This window comes from Kosakonia oryzendophytica (assembly GCF_900094925.1).
Lineage (GTDB): Bacteria > Pseudomonadota > Gammaproteobacteria > Enterobacterales > Enterobacteriaceae > Kosakonia > Kosakonia oryzendophytica.
In genome coordinates this window covers 294,700-313,790 of record NZ_FMAY01000004.1, presented here as the reverse complement: position 1 = coordinate 313,790, position 19,091 = coordinate 294,700, and the positions used below count along the sequence as shown (strand labels likewise).

Below are 19,091 nucleotides of genomic sequence, written 5' to 3'. Positions count from 1 at the left end.
GCTCTGCGTCGCCGTTATTTGTCGCCCATGATGGTTTTCAGTTTTTCAGCATCTGGCAGCCCGACTTCCTGCTGCAACACATTATCTTCATTCATGTAGTAGATCGCAGGCGTGGCGTTTGCGCCGAGATCGTCCATGATTTTCTGGTTGCTGTTCAGTTTTTTCATTATTTCCGGCGGGACGGATTTGGGCAAGGTTAGCGCCATTTTGCCGTTGGATTGCTCATAGTCATGCCAGCTTTTCGCCGGATCTTTCGCGCTCAGAATGGCGGCGGCCGCCGCCGGGCTTTCCGGTTTGATCACGCCGACCAGCAGGGTACGGATCTGCACTTTGCCGGACTCTACCCACGGGCGTGCCTGCTGCCAGAACTGCTTGCAATAGGGGCAGTAAGGATCGGCAAACACATACACCACCCGCGGCGCCTCTTTTTTACCGTCCAGGATCCAGTCGGCTTTTTCCATCTGTTGCCACAGCGCGCGCCCGGCAGGCGCGTAGATCTCTTTAGCAATCAGTTTTTCGCTCAGGTTGCTGCCTGCTTCGTCATACATATACCCCGAGATGGCGTGTTTGCCGTCTGGCGTCAGGTAAATGGTGACCCCCATGTCCTGGTATTTGCCAAGATAACCTTTCATGCCACCAGGCGCGTCAAAGGATTTGATAATGGTGATGCCTTGCTTTTCAATGGCTTTTACCGGCGCGGGCAGCTCTTCCGCGTGCAGGGTGAGCGGGAGCAATGTCAGCATTAACAGACGCTTGAACATAACAATCCTTATAAAATCAATGGGTAAAATTCAACTTAGGGTAGACCTATCGCAGCCATAGATAAGACCCCGCCCGGCTGGCATTGTCGCGGGTCGCCGGGGATGGTCTAATCGATTGGCTTGATGACCTTTGGTTATGAGCGCAACACATTGCCAGCTTGCTGGCGCTGAAGCACCCACGGGTATTTCAGGTATCGAGGCCACCCGTCGCGGTGGCCTTTTTACGTTTGGCAAATTGATCGCTCTCAAGGTTGCTTATTGCGGGTTGTTAGCTAACGCTTATTGATTTGATAATGCAAACGCATTAGCCCTGTCACATAAAGTTCGTTAACTTACACCCCAACGAAAACACGGAGGAAGTAGAGATGTCCTTAATTAATACCAAGATTAAACCTTTTAAAAACCAGGCGTTCAAAAACGGTGAGTTCATCGAAGTAACCGAGAAAGATACCGAAGGCCGCTGGAGCGTCTTCTTCTTCTACCCGGCTGACTTCACCTTCGTATGCCCGACCGAACTGGGCGACGTGGCAGATCACTACGACGAACTGCAGAAACTGGGTGTGGACGTATACTCTGTTTCCACCGATACCCACTTTACCCACAAAGCATGGCACAGCAGCTCTGACACCATCGCGAAAATCAAATACGCGATGATCGGCGACCCGACAGGTGCCCTGACCCGTAACTTCGAAAACATGCGTGAAGACGAAGGTCTGGCTGACCGCGGTACCTTTATCGTTGACCCGCAGGGCATCATTCAGGCTATCGAAGTGACCGCTGAAGGCATCGGCCGCGACGCATCTGACCTGCTGCGTAAAGTGAAAGCGGCACAGTATGTTGCTTCTCACCCAGGCGAAGTGTGCCCGGCAAAATGGAAAGAAGGCGATGCGACGCTGGCTCCGTCTCTGGACCTGGTTGGTAAAATCTAAAAATTCCGGCGTCTTTCATGCTACAGGCGTGTTGGCTGCGCTTACTCAGCCCGGTCGCTTACTGGTGTAAGCTCCGGGGGATTCATAAGCTTGCCGCCTTCCTGTGACAAGAAATACGAGGAATTTGCCTCACATACGGGTGCTTTTTGGGTGCCCGTTTTATTCAGCACCATGATGCAAGTTGCATTGATGCAGCCTTACATGATTCGGCTTGCATGATGATGTTTTAAGAGAGGGAATGACGATGCTCGACACCAATATGAAAACGCAACTCAAGGCCTACCTTGAGAAACTGACCAAACCTGTTGAGCTGATTGCTACGCTGGATGACAGCGCGAAATCGGCAGAAATCAAGGAACTGCTGGCTGAAATCGCGGAACTGTCAGACAAGGTCTCCTTTAAAGAAGACAACAGCCTGGCGGTGCGTAAGCCGTCATTCCTGATCACTAACCCTGGCTCTACTCAAGGGCCACGCTTTGCCGGTTCGCCGCTGGGTCATGAATTTACCTCCCTGGTGCTGGCGCTGCTGTGGACGGGTGGTCATCCGTCAAAAGAGGCGCAGGCGTTGCTTGAGCAGATCCGCGATCTCGACGGGGATTTTGCCTTTGAAACCTATTATTCGCTCTCCTGCCATAACTGCCCGGACGTGGTGCAGGCGCTGAACCTGATGGCGGTACTGAACCCGCGCATCACGCATACGGCAATTGATGGCGGAACTTTCCAGAACGAAATCACCGATCGTAACGTGATGGGTGTTCCGGCTGTGTTTGTGAACGGCAAAGAGTTTGGCCAAGGGCGTATGACGCTGGCGGAGATCGTGGCCAAAATTGATACCGGTGCAGAGAAACGTGCGGCGGAAGAACTGAATAAACGCGATGCCTACGATGTGCTGATTGTGGGTTCCGGCCCGGCAGGCGCAGCGGCGGCAATCTACTCGGCCCGTAAAGGCATTCGTACCGGTCTGATGGGCGAGCGTTTCGGCGGTCAGGTGCTGGATACGGTCGACATTGAAAACTATATCTCGGTTCCGAAAACCGAAGGTCAGAAACTGGCTGGCGCGTTGAAAGCGCATGTGGCTGAGTATGATGTGGACGTGATTGACAGCCAGAGTGCCAGCAAACTGACGCCCGCGGCGGTTGAAGGCGGCCTGCATCAGATTGAAACCGCCTCCGGCGCGGTGCTGAAAGCCCGCAGCATCATCATTGCCACCGGGGCGAAATGGCGCAACATGAACGTACCGGGTGAAGAGCAATATCGCACCAAAGGCGTGACCTACTGCCCGCACTGCGACGGCCCGTTGTTTAAAGGTAAACGCGTGGCGGTGATTGGCGGCGGTAACTCCGGTGTGGAAGCGGCTATCGATCTCGCCGGGATTGTTGAGCACGTCACGTTGCTGGAGTTCGCTCCCGAGATGAAAGCGGATCAGGTGTTGCAGAATAAGCTGCGTAGCCTGAAAAATGTCGACATCGTTCTGAATGCGCAGACCACCGAAGTGAAAGGTGACGGCAGCAAAGTGACCGGTCTTGAGTACCGCGATCGTGTCAGTGGTGATGTGCACCATGTGGCGCTGGCGGGGATCTTTGTGCAGATTGGTCTGCTGCCGAACACCACCTGGCTGGAAGGCGCAATTGAGCGCAACCGCATGGGTGAGATCATTATCGATACCCGTTGTGAAACCAGCGTGAAAGGTGTGTTTGCGGCCGGTGACTGCACGACGGTGCCGTACAAACAGATCATTATTGCTTCGGGTGAGGGGGCTAAAGCGTCGCTGAGCGCGTTTGACTACCTCATTCGCACAAAAAGTGCGTAATCATAAATAAGAAAGTCAGACATTACCTGCAAACGAAAGAGGCTACCTTTGGGTAGCCTCTTTTTTTATGCCCATCGGTGGCTTGCGTCTGACCGGGTCTACCTGACGACCAGCACCGGGATATGCGCGTGGCGCACAATATTGGCGGCGTTGGAGCCGAGCAGGTGCGTGGAGATAGACGGATTGCGCGAGGCAATCACTACCATATCGGCATGCAGTTCTTCAGCTAACTCATTCAGCACATCGCGCACGTTACCAAAACGGACATGGGTATGAATACGTGAGGAATCGATATTAAAGTGCGTGATCATGGTGCTGAGGCGCGTTTGCGCTTCGTGTTGCAGATGTTCTTCAAAACGGCGTAAATCGGCGGCGAAGCGGTGCAGACTCAGGCTGGCGGAGGCGGGTAATACATGCAGCAAATGAATAACGCCTTCGCTCTGCGCGAGAAATTCAGCGTGACGCACGGCTTTGTCGCTTAACTCCATTTCGAAAACATCGACCGGCATAATGATTGTCTGATACATAAACGCTTCTCCCTGTAGATTATGTCCATCTGATTGAAGCATAAAGGGCAGAAATATTTTGTTGCCTGGCTGGCAAATATAAAAACGGAGAGGAAAAGGGCGGAAAGAGGATGCGAGCGCATCCTCTGCAAAACAAAGCAGCGGCGTGATCAGAGCATAAAATCGCCAGCGGCTTCGGGCTGGTAAAGGAGCGCCAGCACTTCGAGATCGGCTGTGGCACCCCCGGGTAATGCCCAGTGAATAGTGTCACCAACCCGTAAGCCCAACAACGCCGCGCCCACCGGGGCCAGTACTGACAACTGGCTGGCGCTGTCGGTCATTTGCGCCGGGTAGACCAGCGTGCGGATACGCTCTTCGCCGCTTTTCAGCTCGCGAAATTTCACCCGACTGTTCATTGTCACCACATCGTGCGGCATGGCTTCCGGCGCACACATTTGTGCACGATCCAGTTCTTCATTCAGTGCATCCGCGACCGGCAGGCTGGCGTGAGCCGGTTGCTCAAGCAGTCGGTCGAGGCGCTCGGCGTCTCGCTCATTAATGATAATGGCAGGTCTGGACATCTGTTACTCCTGTTACTCCATGTCGTTTAAGCGGCAGTGCCGCCTGATTGATCCAAAGAAAAACCCTCGCCGACGGGCAGCGAGGGTTTGTCTACAAGGGATGATACTGACAGCGTAGCAAACTGTGAAGTGACACGGCGCACATTTGCCGGAAATGAGCGGGATCAGTAACCCACCTTGTCGATGACAAACTGTGCGCCACAGTTGCCGGGATGCGGCTGTGGTAGCAGCGAGGCTGTTGATAACGGCGCGTTGATGGCATCGGCTTTGATGGCAATCTGCATTTCGGTTAGCCATGCCGGGTTGCCGCTGCAGGTCAGTTTTACCGCTGTCACAGCCTGCCCGCCGTAAGCACGGGTAACCGCGCTATCGAACGCCGCACGGGTAACGGTTTTGCCGTAGTTATCCGCCAGAAAAGCGCCAAGGGCGCTCTGTTTGATTTCGGCATTCAGGCGGACCATTGCACCAAAATAGTCATCCGGATCGAAGCCAAAGCAAACCCCGTGTTTGGCATATTCGTAACGTTCAAGGCAGGAGTTGCCGCCTGCACCTGGCATCACATCATTCAGTTTGTTGGCCATTTCAAGGGAGAGGCCGGTTTCAGCGGCGGCGCATTTCCGGCTGGCTTTGGCCTCCGGCATATTGGGAATGGGGCGGGTGGCGCACCCGTAGCGCATCCAGCGGTTTTCATCGACCCCACGTGCGGCAATGGATTTGGGTAAACCGGGCCACAGGCCATGAACAGTCAGAAAATCCACTTTATGCGGCAACTCTTTTTGCAGGCGGCATTCGTCGGGCTCATTGCGCCCATTAACATGCTGGCTCTGGCAAAAACCGGTTTGCCAGGAGAGCGCCAGAACATAGCGATCATAATCCCCATACTGTTTGGGCTGAAGCGGCGCGGCGTGGGCACATGAGAACAGTACCCCGGCAGCGCAAAGGCTGACGGCGAGTCCCTGTCTGAACATTTCAATTCCTGATGAATGTATTTGGATGATTACAGGAAATAATTAAAGCATAAAAAAAGCGCCAGGCTGGCGCTTTTTTATCAGTCAGAAGGCTTAATGCACCGCAACACCCGGAACCAGGATTTCGGTTGCAATAATCACCACTATCAGCCCGACAGCCACCGGTACAGAGGTACGTTTTACCACTTCAAACGGTGAGATATTGGCCATGCCCGCGACTGCTACCACGACGCCGGAAACCGGAGAGATGGTACGACCCAGGTTTGACGCTTGCAGCATCGGTATAGACAAATACGCCGGGTTAATGCCGGACTCATGCGCCAGTTTCGGGATCATCTCGACAAAAGCATAAAACGGCGCGTTACCGGAACCGGTGGTCATTGCCGCCAGCATGGTGAGGATCACCAGTACCAGCATCAAAATAATGCTTGCGGAGCCGAAGGAGGTGGCAATCGAGATCAGGCTCTGAATAAAGCCGATGGTGCTCAGCCCTTGGGCAAAGACGCCCGCCGCTACCAGCAGCATGACGACACCGGCAAACGCATCCGCCATGCCGCGATACGCCACTTCCAGGCCGGAGAAGACTTTCTGCGTGTTGAAGCCGCGTACGAATTCCAGCACTGCCGCCAGCAACATGCAGATCACCAGAATAGTAATGATGTGCAGTTCAGGCCCCCATTTGCCGTCGAAAATCAACACGCCGATAATCGGCGTAAACGGCAGGATGGCGTAGAACACCGGCGCATTGGTGGTGATATCTTTCACATCCAGCATTTCGCTGACGATGTGCTCTTTCTTGTCCAGGTAACGTTGCCAGAAGAAGTGTGCAATCGCCATAGCGATAATCGCTGCAATGGAGATGGGCAGTGTGGTTTTAAAGGCGAAATCCACCAGCGGCATTTCCGCTGCTTTGGCTGCCAGCACGACGTCGCCGGAGGTTGGCGAGAGAATAATTGCGGCCGGAGAGGCGCAAATCGCTGCTGCTGCGCCGCGACTGATCCCGACGTTCACCATGACCGGGAACAGCGTCGCCATGAGCAGAACACCCAGACCGGTTGCCGACGACACTGCCAGCGACATCAGGCAGGCGACGAAGTAGGCGGCAATCATCAGTAAATAAGGGGAGTTGATAAAACGCAGCGGGCGAGAGGCCAGCTTCACCACCATATCGTTCGCGCCGATATGTGTCATATAGGCGGCAAACCCGCACAGCATCATGATCATCATGCCAAGATCGCCACCGCGACTCATCAGCAGGATCTTCACATATTCCACAATATCGGTGGCGCTGTAACCAGTGCTGGTGGCACTGCCGGGCAATATTTTATGGCCCATTAACGCACTGACGATTAATAACGCCAGGCCGCCGACAAACAGCACGCCGGTGGCGGAATACCCTTTGATGATGTAGCGCGCGACGCCGACAATCACCACCACGCCGATCAGCAGTTCAATGAGTGTTGAAATCATGTTATTGGCCCCGGAAGTTGACCTGAAAAGATAAGTAAGTAAAAAAAACAGGAGTCGCAATGTGCCGAATAACGTCTTTTCTGTAGATGATTAAAATCAACAAAGCGACGCTTTAAGCGGAATATCGCGTGAAATTGCTATTCAGCCGAAAAATAAAAAGCAGGGATAAATAATCGGCAATAACGATGGTAGCGAATTTGTTTGTCTGGTGATAATACCTGGTTAACGATTTTGCTGTTATCTGTGGCAATAATCTGCCAGACGTAAATTTGTTAAAAAAATCTTTAAAAATAAAAACCAGCCTGCTTATACTCGCCATTCATTCCCGTTCACTTTCAGGTAGTGTATGCACGCTGGCTGGTTATACCGACTGCGCTTTATTAAGCGGCATCTGTTGATGCTGCTGATGGCGTTTGGTTGGTTGCTGATCCAAAGTCAGGTGGCGATTGCTTCCCACAATTGTGATGTCAGCGTGCAGGGTGAAACGGTGATGGTCCAGCATATGGACCATATGATGATGACGGACAGCGCGCCACAAATGAACGCCATGAAAACGCCGCTGTGCGAAAAACATTGTGTTCCGGATCTGGCGCAAAAAGACACGCCGCATCAGCCGCTGGTCGCGCTGCCCTCAACGCTTTCCCTTGCGGTGGTTAAACCCGTTTGTACCGATGTTTCCCGCGAGGGATGGTCATTAACTCCGCCTGCCGCAGGCCCGCCGGCAACGATCCGTTTTTGCCGGTATCGGGAGTAGATAACTGTTAATCCATTGAATTTTTATAATTTTATGATTAACAGGAGTCTTATTATGCGTTCTCATGTACGTTGTGCGCTGACTGGCGTACTGCTGTTCTCTTTCACCGCCGCTCAGGCGCAAACCACTCATGACATGCAAGGCATGCAACACGACATGCAGGGCATGCACGATATGTCGCAGCATCAGGCGATGCAGCCTCAGGTCTACCAAAGCCAGGGCGTGGTCAAAAAGGTTTCTGCGCACTCTGTTTCTATCGCTCATACCGCCATTCCTGCCCTTAACTGGCCGCCAATGACCATGCAGTTTGCACGACCTCAGGGGAGTGCATTGCCTGCCGTGAAGCCTGGCGATAAGGTCAGTTTTACCTTCGTTCAGCGTGACGACGGTTACCAGCTCGTTTCATTGACGCCGCAAGCGTAACCGGAGGCAACAATGAAACGATGCACACTGAGCCTGCGGCTCGGTGCGGTCGCGCTCGGATTAGTGTGCTCCGCCGTGCAGGCGGAGTCACTGACGCTGACGCAGACCCTCGCCGCCGCCGAACGTTACTCCGCCGAACTGTCCGCCAATCGTAACGAAGTACAAGCGCTGGATGCGATGGCGGATTCCGCCCGCCAGTTGCCCGATCCGAAGCTGAAATTTGGTATCGAAAACGTGCCGGTGCAGGGCAACAATGACCGCCGTTTGACCCGTGAAGGCATGACCATGCAGCGTGTTGGCATCATGCAGCAATACATCAGCGCAGAAAAACGTGACCGTAAGGCCGATACGCTGTTGGCGGAAGCGCAGAGTGTGAGCGCCAAATCCGCCGTGGTGCGCGCCACGTTGCAGCGCGATACCGCACAGGCATGGCTTGATCTGGCGCTCTCAGAGAAAGCCGTGCAAACCGCCCGCAAACTGCTGGAGGAAACCGAGCGGCAACAGGGGGCACAGCGTGCCAGTGTAGGGGCTGGCAGCGCCACGCCGGACAGCGTACTGGCCTTGCGGATTGGGCTCAGCGCGATGCGCGACAAAGTCACCCTTGCCGAGCGGGATGTGCAACTGGCGCAAACCCGTCTGATGCAACTCACCGGGCAAAGTGTGACCGATATTGCCGGTGAACTCCCCCGTTACCAGCGCTTACCCGCCGACGAAAAAACCCTTGAGCAGGGCATTGCACAGCATCCTGACGTGGTGGCCGCCGCCAGCGCCGCGAACAGTGCTAAAGCCCGTTCTGCGGCGTCGGCGATTGCCGCCATTCCGGATGTGGAAGTGGAGGTGTGGTATGGCCGACGCGCCGAAGGTTATGAAGATATGGCCGGGGTGATGTTTACCGTCGATTTGCCGCTGTTCCAGTCACACCGCCAGGACAAAGACCACGCGGCGGATGTCTCCCGCACGATGCAGGCTAACGATCAACTGGCGCTTGCCGGGCGTGAGCATATGGCGCAACTGCACTCGCTGATTGCCGAATATAACGCGGCGCAAACCTTATGGATGCGCCAGCGCGATGAAGTGCTACCACTGGTGCGCCAACGCGCCACGCTATTGGCAGCGCAATACCGATCCGGGCAGAGCGCGCTGCCGGAACTGTTGGATGCGCGGCGTAATGTGCTCGACAGCGAACTGGCCGCGAACCAGGCCGAAAAAGAGATGGCGCGGACGTGGGCCGCGATCCGCTGGTTGATCCCGCAGGAGTTAATGTGATGAAAAAGAGCATCGTTGCCGTTGTGATTGCCGCCAGCGTGGCTGCGGGTATTGGATATGTGACCGGGCGGCAACATACCGCGCCTGCCGCCTCAACGGAACCGGCCCCCGCACGTAAAGTGTTGTACTGGTACGATCCGATGATGCCGGATCAACGTTTTGATAAGCCGGGTAAATCCCCGTTTATGGATATGCCGCTGGTACCGCGTTATGCCGATGACGCGCCGGTTGCTGGCGGGGTGAGCGTCAGCGCGCAACAACAGCAGAATCTGGGCATGACGACCGGGCGCGCGGAACATCGTGTTCTTGCCAGCGCATTTTCCGCGTTTGCCACAGTCACCACCGATGAACGCAGCATTCAGAGCGTGCCTTCACCGGCGGCCGGGGTGGTGGAAAAACTCTTTGTGCGTGCGCCGCAACAGTGGGTAAAAAAAGGCCAACCGTTGGCGCAGCTATGGATCCCTCAATGGACTACCGCACAGCAGGAGTATCTGGCTGTTCGCCAGTTGGGTGATGGTGAACTGACCCGCGCAGCCCGTGAACGACTGGCGTTGCAGTTTATGCCGGAGGCGATTATCCGTACCGTCGAACGCAGTGGTAAACCGGAAACACGACTGACGCTGCGCGCTGACAAAGACGGTTATGTGGTTAAGCTGGATTCGCGCGAAGGTGCGCAGGTAGCTGCCACGCAAAGTCTGTTTGAGCTGGCGAGCCTCGATCCGGTGTGGCTGGTGGTGGATTATCCGCCAACCCAGGCGCAAGCGCTGGCAACGGGCAGCGAGATTGTGGCAACCTCTGCGAGCTGGCCGGGTGAGCAATTTCACGGTCGCGTCAGCGAACTGTTGCCGCAACTGGAGACGGCCACCCGTACGCTGAAAGCCCGTATCGTGCTGGACAATCCCCAACAAAAACTGAAACCCGGTATGTTTCTGACCGTCACCACGGCGGCGTCTGCGCAGCAGCCTGCGGTGCTGGCTATTCCTGAAGAGGCGTTGATTGAAACCGGTGCTGCCAGTCGGGTGTTGCTGGCTACTGGCGACGGCCATTTCCGGGCGGTGAATATCACCACCGGGCGCACCGCACAGGGCTGGACAGAAGTGCTGTCAGGTCTGAATGCGGGTGACAGCGTAGTGACCTCCGGTCAATTCCTGATTGACTCTGAAGCGAGCCTGCGCAGCGCATTACCAGAACAACAAGCCACGCAGCCTGTGGCGAAAAAAGTGCAGCAGTACGATTCTACTGGCGTGGTGAAGGCCATTGATGCGGGCAGTATCACGCTGTCGCACCAGCCCATTCCGGCGCTGAACTGGGGGGCGATGACGATGGACTTTGTGGTGAAACAACCTGATCCGGCGATTAAAGTCGGGGATACGGTGATGTTTAGTTTCACGCTGGATGACGAGGAAGGTGCGGTGATCACCCACCTGATGCCGATGCAGGAGGCAATGAAATGATTGCTGCCGTTATTCGCGCCTCGTTGCGAAACCGCTTGTTGATCCTGCTGGCTGCCGTGGTGCTGACCGGTTGGGGATTATGGTCGGTTCAGCGTGCGCCGCTGGATGCGCTGCCGGATCTCTCAGATGTGCAGGTCATTATTCGCGCCAGCTACCCGGGAAAAGCGCCACAAATTATCGAAGACCTGGTCACTTATCCATTAACCACCGCCATGTTATCCGTGCCGGGAGCGAAAACCGTGCGCGGTTATTCGATGTTTGGCGACGCATATGTCTATGTTTTATTTGAAGATGATACCGATCTCTACTGGGCGCGCTCGCGGGTACTGGAAAACCTGAGCCAGATCCAGTCATCGCTGCCTGCGGGGGTTAACGTGGGGCTGGGACCGGACGCAACAGGTGTCGGTTGGGTCTATGAATATGCATTGGTGGATCGCAGCGGGAAACACAACCTTGCGGATCTGCGGGCGTTGCAGGACTGGACGCTGAAGTTTGAGCTGAAAACGGTGCCGAATGTGGCGGAGGTCGCCAGCGTTGGCGGGATGGTGCGTCAGTATCAGATCGTGCCGGATCCGGCGCGTATGCGGGCGCTGAACATCACTCATGAGCAGATTGTGAATGCGGTGCAGGCGGCGAATCAGGAAAGTGGCGGTGCTGTGCTGGAGATGGGCGAAGCGGAATTTATGGTGCGTACCACGGGCTATCTCCGCCAGTTGGCGGATTTCCGCCAGATAGTGATTGCCAGCCGCGACGGTGTACCGGTGATGTTATCTGATGTGGCGACAGTACGTCTTGGGCCAGAGCTGCGCCGTGGGGTGGCGGAGTATAACGGCGAAGGAGAGGTAGCGGGCGGCATCATTGTGATGCGTTACGGCAAAAACGCGCTGGACACTATTCATGCCGTGAAAGCAAAACTCAACGAGATCCAGAAGACATTACCTGCGGGTGTTGAGATCGTCCCGGTGTATGACCGCTCGACGCTGATTGAGCATGCAGTTGAGACACTGACTCATAAGCTGATTGAAGAATTCATCGTTGTCGCGCTGGTATGTACGCTGTTTCTGTTTCACTTTCGTTCAGCACTGGTGGCGATTGTCTCTTTGCCATTGGGGATCCTCGGCGCGTTTATCGTCATGCACTATCAGGGCATTAACGCCAATATCATGTCGCTGGGTGGCATTGCCATCGCCATTGGTGCGATGGTGGATGCCGCTATCGTGATGATAGAGAACATGCATAAAGTGATGGAACAGTGGCGGCACGATAACCCCGGACAACAGCCAACGGGGGCGGACTACTGGCGCTTCTCAGAAAAAGCGGCGGTTGAAGTGGGGCCAGCGCTGTTTTGCAGTCTGTTGATCATTACCTTGTCGTTTATTCCGGTTTTCTCACTGGAGGCGCAGGAAGGGCGGATGTTTTCGCCGCTGGCCTTTACCAAAACCTGGGCGATGGCGGTGGCGGCGGGGCTTGGGATCACGCTGGTTCCGGTGCTGATGGGGCTGTTTATTCGCGGTAAGATCCCGGATGAGAAAGCCAACCCGATTAACCGTTTTCTGATCCGCATTTACGAGCCGCTGTTGGATCGCGTACTGGCCTGGCCGAAAGCGACGCTGGGGCTGGCGCTCCTGTTGCTGCTGGCGACGTTGTGGCCGCTCAGTCGGTTGGGCAGTGAGTTTATGCCACCGCTCAACGAAGGCGATCTCTTGTATATGCCGTCGACGCTGCCGGGGATTTCGGCTCGTGAAGCCGGGCATTTGTTACAGCAAACCGATCGGCTCATAAAAAGCGTTCCGGAAGTGGAAAGCGTGTTTGGCAAAGCCGGACGCGCCGAAAGCGCGACCGATCCCGCGCCGCTAACGATGCTGGAAACCACTATTCACTTTAAACCTCGCGATCAGTGGCGTACCGGTATGACCCCGGAAAAACTGGTGGCGGAACTGGATAAAACCGTCAATGTCCCGGGGATCGCTAACGTTTGGGTTCCGCCCATTCGTAACCGACTGGACATGCTGGCAACGGGGATAAAAAGCCCGGTAGGCATAAAGGTGAACGGTAATAATATTGCCGATATTGAGCGTGTGGCGCAGCAAATCGAACAGGTGGTGAAGACCGTGCCGGGTGTAACCTCCGCACTGGCAGAGCGCCTGGCGGGCGGGCGCTATGTTGATATCACCATCAACCGCCAGCAGGCGGCGCGTTATGGGGTCTCGGTCAAAGAGCTGCAATCGCTGGTCTCCACGCTGGTGGGGGGCGAAAACATTGGTGAAGTCCTGCAAGGGAGAGAGCGCTATCCGATTAATGTGCGTTACCCGCGTGAATTGCGAGATAACGTAGATGATCTGCGAAATTTGCCGGTGATCACTGAAAATGGCAGCCAGATTGCACTTGGCGAACTGGCGGATATAGTCGTGAAAGAAGGTCCGCCGATGCTGAAAAGCGAAAACGCGCGGCTCTCTAACTGGATCTACGTTGATTTACGTGGACGGGATTTAAAATCGGCGGTTGATGAGATGCAGCAGCGGGTGGCGCAGCAGGTACAGTTACCGCAGGGCGTTACGCTCTCCTGGTCGGGACAATTTGAATACCTTGAGCGCGCCACGGCAAAACTGAAAATTGTCTTGCCAGTAACGCTAATGATTATCTTTGTGCTGTTATTTATTACCTTTAAGCGGGTCACCGATGCCCTGCTAATAATGGGGACATTACCCTTCTCGTTGATTGGTGGCGTCTGGTTGCTGTGGTTGTTGGGTTATAATTTGTCCGTAGCGGGTGCGGTCGGGTTTATTGCGCTTGCCGGTGTGGCGGCCGAGTTCGGTGTTATTATGGTGCTCTATCTCAATCATGCGCTGGAGAAATACCGGCGATCCGAACCCGATGAAGGAAATAAGGTTTTGATGCGCGCCATTCATGAAGGGGCCGTGCTGCGCGTCCGTCCGAAAGTGATGACGGTAGCGACCATTATGGCGGGGTTACTGCCTATCATGTGGGGTGGGGGAAGCGGTTCTGAGGTCATGAGCCGTATTGCGGCGCCGATGATAGGCGGTATGGTAACGGCACCGTTATTGTCGATGTTTGTTATTCCGGCAATTTATTTACTGCTGCATCGTCAACGCTGAGGCAATTTTGCGCTCCATATTCGGGGCGCATCTAATTGTATTAGTAGAAAAATATATTATGAATGAAAACAATGCCGCTGCGTTTTCAGAATTAATCTTATTTCGTTAAGGGAATATTCAGATAACCTGTCTGAGAATATACGTCGATGCGTAACATGGAATGAATACGGTGTTTGTAAATAAGAAGATTTTGTGGATTTTATTCTCTTTATTTTGTCAGCTTTTGGTGATTCCCGCACACGCAGCAGAAAACACCTGGTTTTCTGATTTTACTGGCAATGTGAAGCAAACCTGGCAGCAGCCTGAGCATTACGACCTGTATGTGCCCGCTATCACCTGGCATGCGCGTTTTGCTTATGACAAGGAAAAAACTGACCGCTATAACGAGCGTCCCTGGGGCGCGGGGTTTGGTCAGTCTCGCTGGGATGAAAACGGTAACTGGCACGGCCTGTATTTAATGGCGTTTAAAGACTCTTTCAATAAATGGGAGCCGATTGGCGGTTACGGTTGGGAGAAAACCTGGCGCCCGCTGGCGGACGATAATTTCCGGTTGGGGTTGGGGTATACGGCTGGCCTTACCGCGCGGGATAACTGGCATTACATCCCTATCCCGGTGCTGCTGCCGCTGGCGTCGATTGGTTACGGCCCGGCGACGTTCCAGATGACCTATATCCCCGGCACATACAACAACGGTAACGTTTACTTCGCCTGGATGCGTTTTCAGTTCTGAGGGCAGTAAAGGTGGTAAAAGTGGGTTGACGCGGTGCGCAATTTTTATACAGCGTGCAAAATGTGGCATAAACCCGCTACCGAAAAAAAGTTAGCGACATTTATCACTTTTTAGTGAATAACGACTGGACAAAAGTCGCTACAATTGTTGTACTGATACCCGACACAGCATTTGTGTCGTTTTTTCATGTAAAGGTAATTTTGATGTCTAAGATTAAAGGTAACGTTAAGTGGTTTAATGAATCCAAAGGATTCGGTTTCATTACTCCGGAAGATGGCAGCAAAGACGTGTTCGTACACTTCTCTGCAATCCAGAGCAATGGTTTCAAAACTCTGGCTGAAGGTCAGCGCGTTGAGTTTGAAATCACTAACGGTGCCAAAGGCCCATCTGCTGCAAACGTAATGCCTGTCTAATTGAGCTACGTTTAGCAAGAATCCCAAAACCCGCCTCACGGCGGGTTTTTTTATCTTTTCAGTTTGCATTCACTGCGGAAAACAGCCAGAACGCCAGCGCTGTCATCGCAAATGACCCCAGCAGGTTCACTGCCACGTTAACGAGTGCCCATCCTGCACGCCCATCCTGCAACAGAAACACCACTTCCGCCGAAAATGTAGAAAAAGTGGTCAGCCCACCGCAAAACCCGGTGGTAAGCAAGACTTTCCACAGCGGATCGATATGCGTCATGCGGTTGAACCACGCCAGCCCCATACCAATGATAAATGCGCCAAGCAGGTTGGCGGTCAGCGTACCGAGAGGGATAATTTGATGTGTTGGGTTAAGCTTCATACTCAACATCCAGCGCGCCACGCTGCCTGTACCCCCGCCGATAAATACCGCTAAAAGTAGTTGTAACACGGTGAAATCCTGCTATTTGATTTGTTAGAGTGGATGAGTGTAGCGCCGCCGCCATTTTCTGGCTATCGCGGTGAAGCGAGAGGATAAAGAGATGATTGTTGCGGCGGGACAATTTGCAGTGACACCTGACTGGCGCACCAATGCGCAAACCTGCGTAGCGCTGATGGCGCAGGCCGCTTCTCAGCAGGCATCGTTATTGGTGCTGCCAGAGGCTTTACTGGCACGGGATGATAATGACCCTCACCTGTCGGTAAAATCCGCTCAACGGCTCGATGGCGGCTTCCTGACGCTGCTTTGCGAGGAGAGTCGACGCAATACCCTGACGACGGTGCTGACGGTGCATCTGCCTTCTACTGAAGGGCGGGCGTTTAATACGCTGGTAGTATTGCGCGGCGGTAAGGTGATCGCGCAGTATGCCAAGCTGCATCTGTACGACGCGTTTAATATTCAGGAATCAGCGCGGGTGGATGCCGGCGATGACGTTGCGCCGTTAATCGACATTGACGGTATAAAAGTTGGTCTGATGACCTGCTACGATTTGCGCTTCCCTGAGCTGGCAATGAAGTTGGCGCTGGATGGCGCGCAACTGCTGGTGCTGCCTGCAGCCTGGGTGCGTGGTCCGCTCAAAGAACAGCACTGGGCAACATTGCTGTCGGCACGGGCGCTCGACACCACATGCTATGTGGTGGCGGCTGGAGAGTGCGGTAACAAAAATATCGGGCAAAGCCGGGTTGTTGACCCACAGGGCGTAACGCTGGCGGCGGCAGCAGAAGCGCCTGCGCTGATTGTTGCGGAGATCAGCGAGGAGCGTGTGGCGCAAACACGGGAAATGTTGCCCGTGTTACGTAACCGCCGTTTCGCTGTGCCACGCTTGCTGTGATGTTTTTTTAAACAACACTTGATCCATCTCGTTACAGATTGCTATTGTGTGCGCGCGTCGAATGACCGTTAATGAAATCGGGTTATAATGACGTTTTATGCAGCCTGTTTTACGAAAGAAGGTATCTATGGGTGAGATTAGTATTACCAAACTGCTGGTCGTGGCCGCACTGGTTGTCCTGCTGTTTGGGACCAAGAAACTGCGCACGTTGGGCGGCGATCTGGGGGCGGCCATCAAAGGCTTTAAAAAAGCGATGAACGATGATGATGCAGCGAAGAAAGAAGCCGAAGGCGAAGTCACTGCAGAGAAACTCTCTCACAAAGAGTAATAGCGCCCCGACAGGCGAAAAAAAACCGGCCACTGAGCCGGTTTTTTTGTGGGTTGTGTAAGGAAGTATTACTTCACTTCAATGCCTTTTGCCTGCAAATCCGCATGATAAGAGGAGCGAACGAACGGACCGCATGCTGCGTGGGTAAAGCCCATCGCCAGTGCTTCTTCTTTCATCTCATCAAATTCATCCGGGCTGACATAACGCTGTACTGGCAGGTGGTGACGGCTAGGTTGCAGATACTGACCCAGCGTTAACATCGTTACGCCGTGGCGGCGCAGATCGCGCATAACATCAATGATTTCGGCATTCGTTTCCCCTAAGCCGACCATCAGGCCGGATTTCGTTGGGATCTCCGGATGCGCCTCTTTAAAACGCTCCAGCAGCTTCAGCGACCAGTTGTAATCTGCACCCGGGCGAACCTGGCGATAAATACGCGGCACGTTCTCCAGGTTGTGGTTAAACACGTCTGGCGGGGTTGCTGTGAGGATATCCAGCGCACGATCCATGCGTCCACGGAAGTCAGGTACCAGCGTTTCGATTTTAATCGTCGGGCTCTTCTCACGAATAGCGGTAATACAATCAGCAAAATGCTGTGCGCCACCATCGCGGAGGTCATCACGGTCAACCGAAGTGATGACCACGTAACGCAATGCCATATCTGCGATAGTTTGCGCCAGTTTTTGCGGTTCGTTAGCGTCCGGCGCCACCGGACGACCGTGAGCCACATCGCAGAACGGGCAGCGGCGGGTGCAGATCGCGCCGAGGATCATAAAGGTGGCGGTTCCGTGGTTGAAACACTCAGCGAGGTTCGGACAGGACGCCTCTTCGCAAACAGAATGCAGGCCGTTTTTACGCATGGCCGCTTTGATACCCTGGATACGGGAAGAGTCAGCCGGCAGTTTGATTTTCATCCATTCCGGTTTTCTCAGCAGGGCTTCGCGCTCTGTGGCCACGTTTTTAACCGGGATAAGAGCCATTTTATCGGCATCGCGGTACTTAACACCGCGTTCCATCACAATGGGTTTACTCATAGCGTGCGTGTTCCAGTTGCGGATAACGAAGTAAGTATTTCAATTCAAGGGAATGTTGTATTTATCAACTATTTTTGAATTAACTTGCGCGCAGTATACCATTGATGGGGGGCAGAAAGCAGCCTGACAACGGGGCTATTTGTAAAATAGTTGTTGTTTTGTGCCATATGCCCGGTAAAGGTTAGCACATTCGCCAGGGGGAAACGGGCTTTAAAAAGCCCGTCGGATAACATTGATAACGTTTTCCAGCACCGGATCTCGCAGGCTCAATTTATTGTAATACAGCGAGATATCCAGTCGCTCGTTGCTGATGGGCGGGTAATCAATTTCCACCAGCGGCCAGCAATCGCTAAACAATTTAAATAAACGCGTTGTCATCAGCCCCAGCAGGTCGGTGTTGCCGATCAGTGCAGCAATAGTAAACATATTGTAACTACTAAAGCTGATCTGGCGCTCTGGAAAGAGATCCTGCACACGCTGACGTAAGCCGCTCAGATTTTGCGCTTCCAGCATCACCATCGTGTGCTCGTATTGCTGCAAAACCTCTTCGTTGATTGGCCCGTTCAGACAAGGATGCCCTTTACGGCACACCAACATCAGGCGATCGGTATACAGCACATGGCTATTGATCGCGCGAGATGAGGGGAGGTGAGTATCGATAATTAAGTCCGTCTGAAACTGACTAAGCTGGCTTTCCCCATCTTTGACCGGAATATTACGCATCATCAGATGCGGAGCGTTGGCTTTTATCGCCTGATAGATAACCGGAAGGGCTAATGCGCCAATAGACGGCGTTGTGCCGACGGTAATCGTGCGCTGTTTATCGTAGCTGCCGGTGAGATCCAACGCACCGAGGATAGATTCCAGCCCCTGACTGATATATTCATGCAGATGAGAGGCATAAGCCGTAGGCGTGACGCCCTGACCTTTTCGAATGAAAAGCGGATCTGGAAATATTGAGCGCAGTTTCTGAATTGACTGGCTAATAGCGGAAGGGGTGAGATTGAGCACTTTTGCCGCGTTAACAATCCCTTTGTGGACATATACCGCCTCAAAAATAGTCAATAAGTTGAGATCAATATTGCGCAGTGTCCGGAAGATTTGCGGCTTGTCGTCCTCGGGGCGCCCGGTTATTCGCTTTTCCGGCAGGTTATTATTCTCCACGCTAGTGCTCCGTAATCATTCGCAATATGAATGATAGTTGAATTTGTTTTTTTTGTTGATTA

Annotated in this window: 19 protein-coding genes; 11 read left to right on the top strand and 8 right to left on the bottom strand. The window is 53.8% G+C overall.

Translation table 11 applies throughout. The features are described 5' to 3' along the window. Nucleotides 1–14: 14 nt before the first annotated feature. The gene (dsbG, locus tag GA0061071_RS09660; RefSeq protein WP_088237085.1) at nucleotides 15–761 is read right to left on the bottom strand and encodes a thiol:disulfide interchange protein DsbG; all 747 of its coding nucleotides are present in this window, start codon (nucleotides 759–761) and stop codon (nucleotides 15–17) included. A 365-nt stretch (nucleotides 762–1,126) separates the two neighbouring features. On the opposite strand from dsbG, the gene ahpC reads away from it, so the two are divergent. Continuing rightward, nucleotides 1,127–1,690: an alkyl hydroperoxide reductase subunit C gene (gene ahpC, locus GA0061071_RS09655; protein WP_061494418.1), complete on the top strand. Its 564-nt coding sequence runs from the start codon at nucleotides 1,127–1,129 to the stop codon at nucleotides 1,688–1,690. A gap of 244 nt (nucleotides 1,691–1,934) precedes the next feature. Continuing rightward, nucleotides 1,935–3,500 carry an alkyl hydroperoxide reductase subunit F gene (gene ahpF, locus GA0061071_RS09650; RefSeq protein WP_061494419.1) on the top strand — a complete coding sequence of 522 codons (1,566 nt, stop codon included), beginning with the start codon at nucleotides 1,935–1,937 and terminating at the stop codon, nucleotides 3,498–3,500. A 98-nt stretch (nucleotides 3,501–3,598) separates the two neighbouring features. Here ahpF and uspG read toward each other — a convergent pair whose 3' ends face one another. The 4 genes from uspG to dcuC all read right to left on the bottom strand — a co-directional run bounded on the left by uspG (nucleotide 3,599) and on the right by dcuC (nucleotide 7,022). Then, nucleotides 3,599–4,027: a universal stress protein UspG gene (gene uspG, locus GA0061071_RS09645; RefSeq protein WP_061494420.1), complete on the bottom strand. Its 429-nt coding sequence runs from the start codon at nucleotides 4,025–4,027 to the stop codon at nucleotides 3,599–3,601. Nucleotides 4,028–4,176: 149 nt separating this feature from the next. Continuing rightward, nucleotides 4,177–4,587 (bottom strand): nucleoside diphosphate kinase regulator, encoded by a 411-nt coding sequence (rnk, locus tag GA0061071_RS09640; RefSeq protein WP_061494421.1) that lies wholly within the window; start codon nucleotides 4,585–4,587, stop codon nucleotides 4,177–4,179. Between the two features lie 164 nt (nucleotides 4,588–4,751). After that, the gene (gene rna, locus GA0061071_RS09635; RefSeq protein WP_061494422.1) at nucleotides 4,752–5,555 is read right to left on the bottom strand and encodes a ribonuclease I; all 804 of its coding nucleotides are present in this window, start codon (nucleotides 5,553–5,555) and stop codon (nucleotides 4,752–4,754) included. A gap of 93 nt (nucleotides 5,556–5,648) precedes the next feature. Further along, nucleotides 5,649–7,022: an anaerobic C4-dicarboxylate transporter DcuC gene (gene dcuC / locus GA0061071_RS09630; protein WP_061499893.1), complete on the bottom strand. Its 1,374-nt coding sequence runs from the start codon at nucleotides 7,020–7,022 to the stop codon at nucleotides 5,649–5,651. Nucleotides 7,023–7,371: 349 nt separating this feature from the next. Between dcuC and GA0061071_RS09625 the strand changes: the two genes are divergently transcribed. The 7 genes from GA0061071_RS09625 (at nucleotide 7,372) to cspE (ending at nucleotide 15,181) form a co-directional block, all read left to right on the top strand. Further along, nucleotides 7,372–7,779, top strand: a complete 408-nt coding sequence (locus tag GA0061071_RS09625; RefSeq protein WP_061494423.1) for a hypothetical protein — start codon at nucleotides 7,372–7,374, stop codon at nucleotides 7,777–7,779. Between the two features lie 54 nt (nucleotides 7,780–7,833). Further along, a complete protein-coding gene (locus GA0061071_RS09620) occupies nucleotides 7,834–8,202 on the top strand; it encodes a copper-binding protein (protein WP_061494424.1) in 369 nt (122 codons plus the stop codon). Between the two features lie 12 nt (nucleotides 8,203–8,214). Beyond that, nucleotides 8,215–9,468 carry a TolC family protein gene (locus tag GA0061071_RS09615; RefSeq protein ID WP_088237086.1) on the top strand — a complete coding sequence of 418 codons (1,254 nt, stop codon included), beginning with the start codon at nucleotides 8,215–8,217 and terminating at the stop codon, nucleotides 9,466–9,468. Then, nucleotides 9,468–10,922 (top strand): efflux RND transporter periplasmic adaptor subunit, encoded by a 1,455-nt coding sequence (locus GA0061071_RS09610; protein ID WP_088237087.1) that lies wholly within the window; start codon nucleotides 9,468–9,470, stop codon nucleotides 10,920–10,922. The genes GA0061071_RS09615 and GA0061071_RS09610 overlap by 1 nt, the downstream gene beginning before the upstream one ends. Further along, nucleotides 10,919–14,038: an efflux RND transporter permease subunit gene (locus GA0061071_RS09605; protein WP_088237088.1), complete on the top strand. Its 3,120-nt coding sequence runs from the start codon at nucleotides 10,919–10,921 to the stop codon at nucleotides 14,036–14,038. Before GA0061071_RS09610 ends, GA0061071_RS09605 begins: the two co-directional genes overlap by 4 nt. 160 nt (nucleotides 14,039–14,198) lie before the next feature. Beyond that, complete coding sequence (pagP, locus tag GA0061071_RS09600) at nucleotides 14,199–14,768, top strand: lipid IV(A) palmitoyltransferase PagP (protein WP_061494428.1); 570 nt, start codon at nucleotides 14,199–14,201, stop codon at nucleotides 14,766–14,768. A gap of 203 nt (nucleotides 14,769–14,971) precedes the next feature. After that, complete coding sequence (cspE, locus tag GA0061071_RS09595; protein ID WP_007373839.1) at nucleotides 14,972–15,181, top strand: transcription antiterminator/RNA stability regulator CspE; 210 nt, start codon at nucleotides 14,972–14,974, stop codon at nucleotides 15,179–15,181. A gap of 58 nt (nucleotides 15,182–15,239) precedes the next feature. Here the strand turns inward: cspE and crcB are convergent, their stop codons facing one another. Then, the gene (crcB, locus tag GA0061071_RS09590) at nucleotides 15,240–15,623 is read right to left on the bottom strand and encodes a fluoride efflux transporter CrcB (protein WP_061494429.1); all 384 of its coding nucleotides are present in this window, start codon (nucleotides 15,621–15,623) and stop codon (nucleotides 15,240–15,242) included. A 91-nt stretch (nucleotides 15,624–15,714) separates the two neighbouring features. Between crcB and GA0061071_RS09585 the strand changes: the two genes are divergently transcribed. Next, the gene (locus GA0061071_RS09585; protein WP_088237089.1) at nucleotides 15,715–16,503 is read left to right on the top strand and encodes a deaminated glutathione amidase; all 789 of its coding nucleotides are present in this window, start codon (nucleotides 15,715–15,717) and stop codon (nucleotides 16,501–16,503) included. Between the two features lie 127 nt (nucleotides 16,504–16,630). Next, nucleotides 16,631–16,831 (top strand): twin-arginine translocase subunit TatE, encoded by a 201-nt coding sequence (tatE, locus tag GA0061071_RS09580; RefSeq protein WP_061494431.1) that lies wholly within the window; start codon nucleotides 16,631–16,633, stop codon nucleotides 16,829–16,831. Nucleotides 16,832–16,899: 68 nt separating this feature from the next. On the opposite strand, the gene lipA is transcribed toward tatE, so the two are convergent. Continuing rightward, nucleotides 16,900–17,865: a lipoyl synthase gene (gene lipA / locus GA0061071_RS09575; protein ID WP_061494432.1), complete on the bottom strand. Its 966-nt coding sequence runs from the start codon at nucleotides 17,863–17,865 to the stop codon at nucleotides 16,900–16,902. 210 nt (nucleotides 17,866–18,075) lie between these two features. Beyond that, complete coding sequence (locus GA0061071_RS09570; protein ID WP_061494433.1) at nucleotides 18,076–19,029, bottom strand: YbeF family transcriptional regulator; 954 nt, start codon at nucleotides 19,027–19,029, stop codon at nucleotides 18,076–18,078. Between the last annotated feature and the right edge of the window lie 62 nt (nucleotides 19,030–19,091).

What these genes read in the sequence shown, in the direction of transcription:
- ahpF (WP_061494419.1), top strand. Translation starts at nt 1,935, where the DNA reads ATGCTCGACACCAATATGAAAACGCAACTCAAGGCCTACCTTGAGAAA.
- GA0061071_RS09615 (WP_088237086.1), top strand. Translation starts at nt 8,215, where the DNA reads ATGAAACGATGCACACTGAGCCTGCGGCTCGGTGCGGTCGCGCTCGGA.
- GA0061071_RS09605 (WP_088237088.1), top strand. Translation starts at nt 10,919, where the DNA reads ATGATTGCTGCCGTTATTCGCGCCTCGTTGCGAAACCGCTTGTTGATC.
- cspE (WP_007373839.1), top strand. Translation starts at nt 14,972, where the DNA reads ATGTCTAAGATTAAAGGTAACGTTAAGTGGTTTAATGAATCCAAAGGA.
- dsbG (WP_088237085.1), bottom strand. Translation starts at nt 761, where the DNA reads ATGTTCAAGCGTCTGTTAATGCTGACATTGCTCCCGCTCACCCTGCAC.
- uspG (WP_061494420.1), bottom strand. Translation starts at nt 4,027, where the DNA reads ATGTATCAGACAATCATTATGCCGGTCGATGTTTTCGAAATGGAGTTA.
- pagP (WP_061494428.1), top strand. Translation starts at nt 14,199, where the DNA reads ATGAATACGGTGTTTGTAAATAAGAAGATTTTGTGGATTTTATTCTCT.
- lipA (WP_061494432.1), bottom strand. Translation starts at nt 17,865, where the DNA reads ATGAGTAAACCCATTGTGATGGAACGCGGTGTTAAGTACCGCGATGCC.
- GA0061071_RS09585 (WP_088237089.1), top strand. Translation starts at nt 15,715, where the DNA reads ATGATTGTTGCGGCGGGACAATTTGCAGTGACACCTGACTGGCGCACC.
- tatE (WP_061494431.1), top strand. Translation starts at nt 16,631, where the DNA reads ATGGGTGAGATTAGTATTACCAAACTGCTGGTCGTGGCCGCACTGGTT.
- GA0061071_RS09620 (WP_061494424.1), top strand. Translation starts at nt 7,834, where the DNA reads ATGCGTTCTCATGTACGTTGTGCGCTGACTGGCGTACTGCTGTTCTCT.
- ahpC (WP_061494418.1), top strand. Translation starts at nt 1,127, where the DNA reads ATGTCCTTAATTAATACCAAGATTAAACCTTTTAAAAACCAGGCGTTC.
- GA0061071_RS09610 (WP_088237087.1), top strand. Translation starts at nt 9,468, where the DNA reads ATGAAAAAGAGCATCGTTGCCGTTGTGATTGCCGCCAGCGTGGCTGCG.
- rna (WP_061494422.1), bottom strand. Translation starts at nt 5,555, where the DNA reads ATGTTCAGACAGGGACTCGCCGTCAGCCTTTGCGCTGCCGGGGTACTG.
- GA0061071_RS09625 (WP_061494423.1), top strand. Translation starts at nt 7,372, where the DNA reads ATGCACGCTGGCTGGTTATACCGACTGCGCTTTATTAAGCGGCATCTG.
- rnk (WP_061494421.1), bottom strand. Translation starts at nt 4,587, where the DNA reads ATGTCCAGACCTGCCATTATCATTAATGAGCGAGACGCCGAGCGCCTC.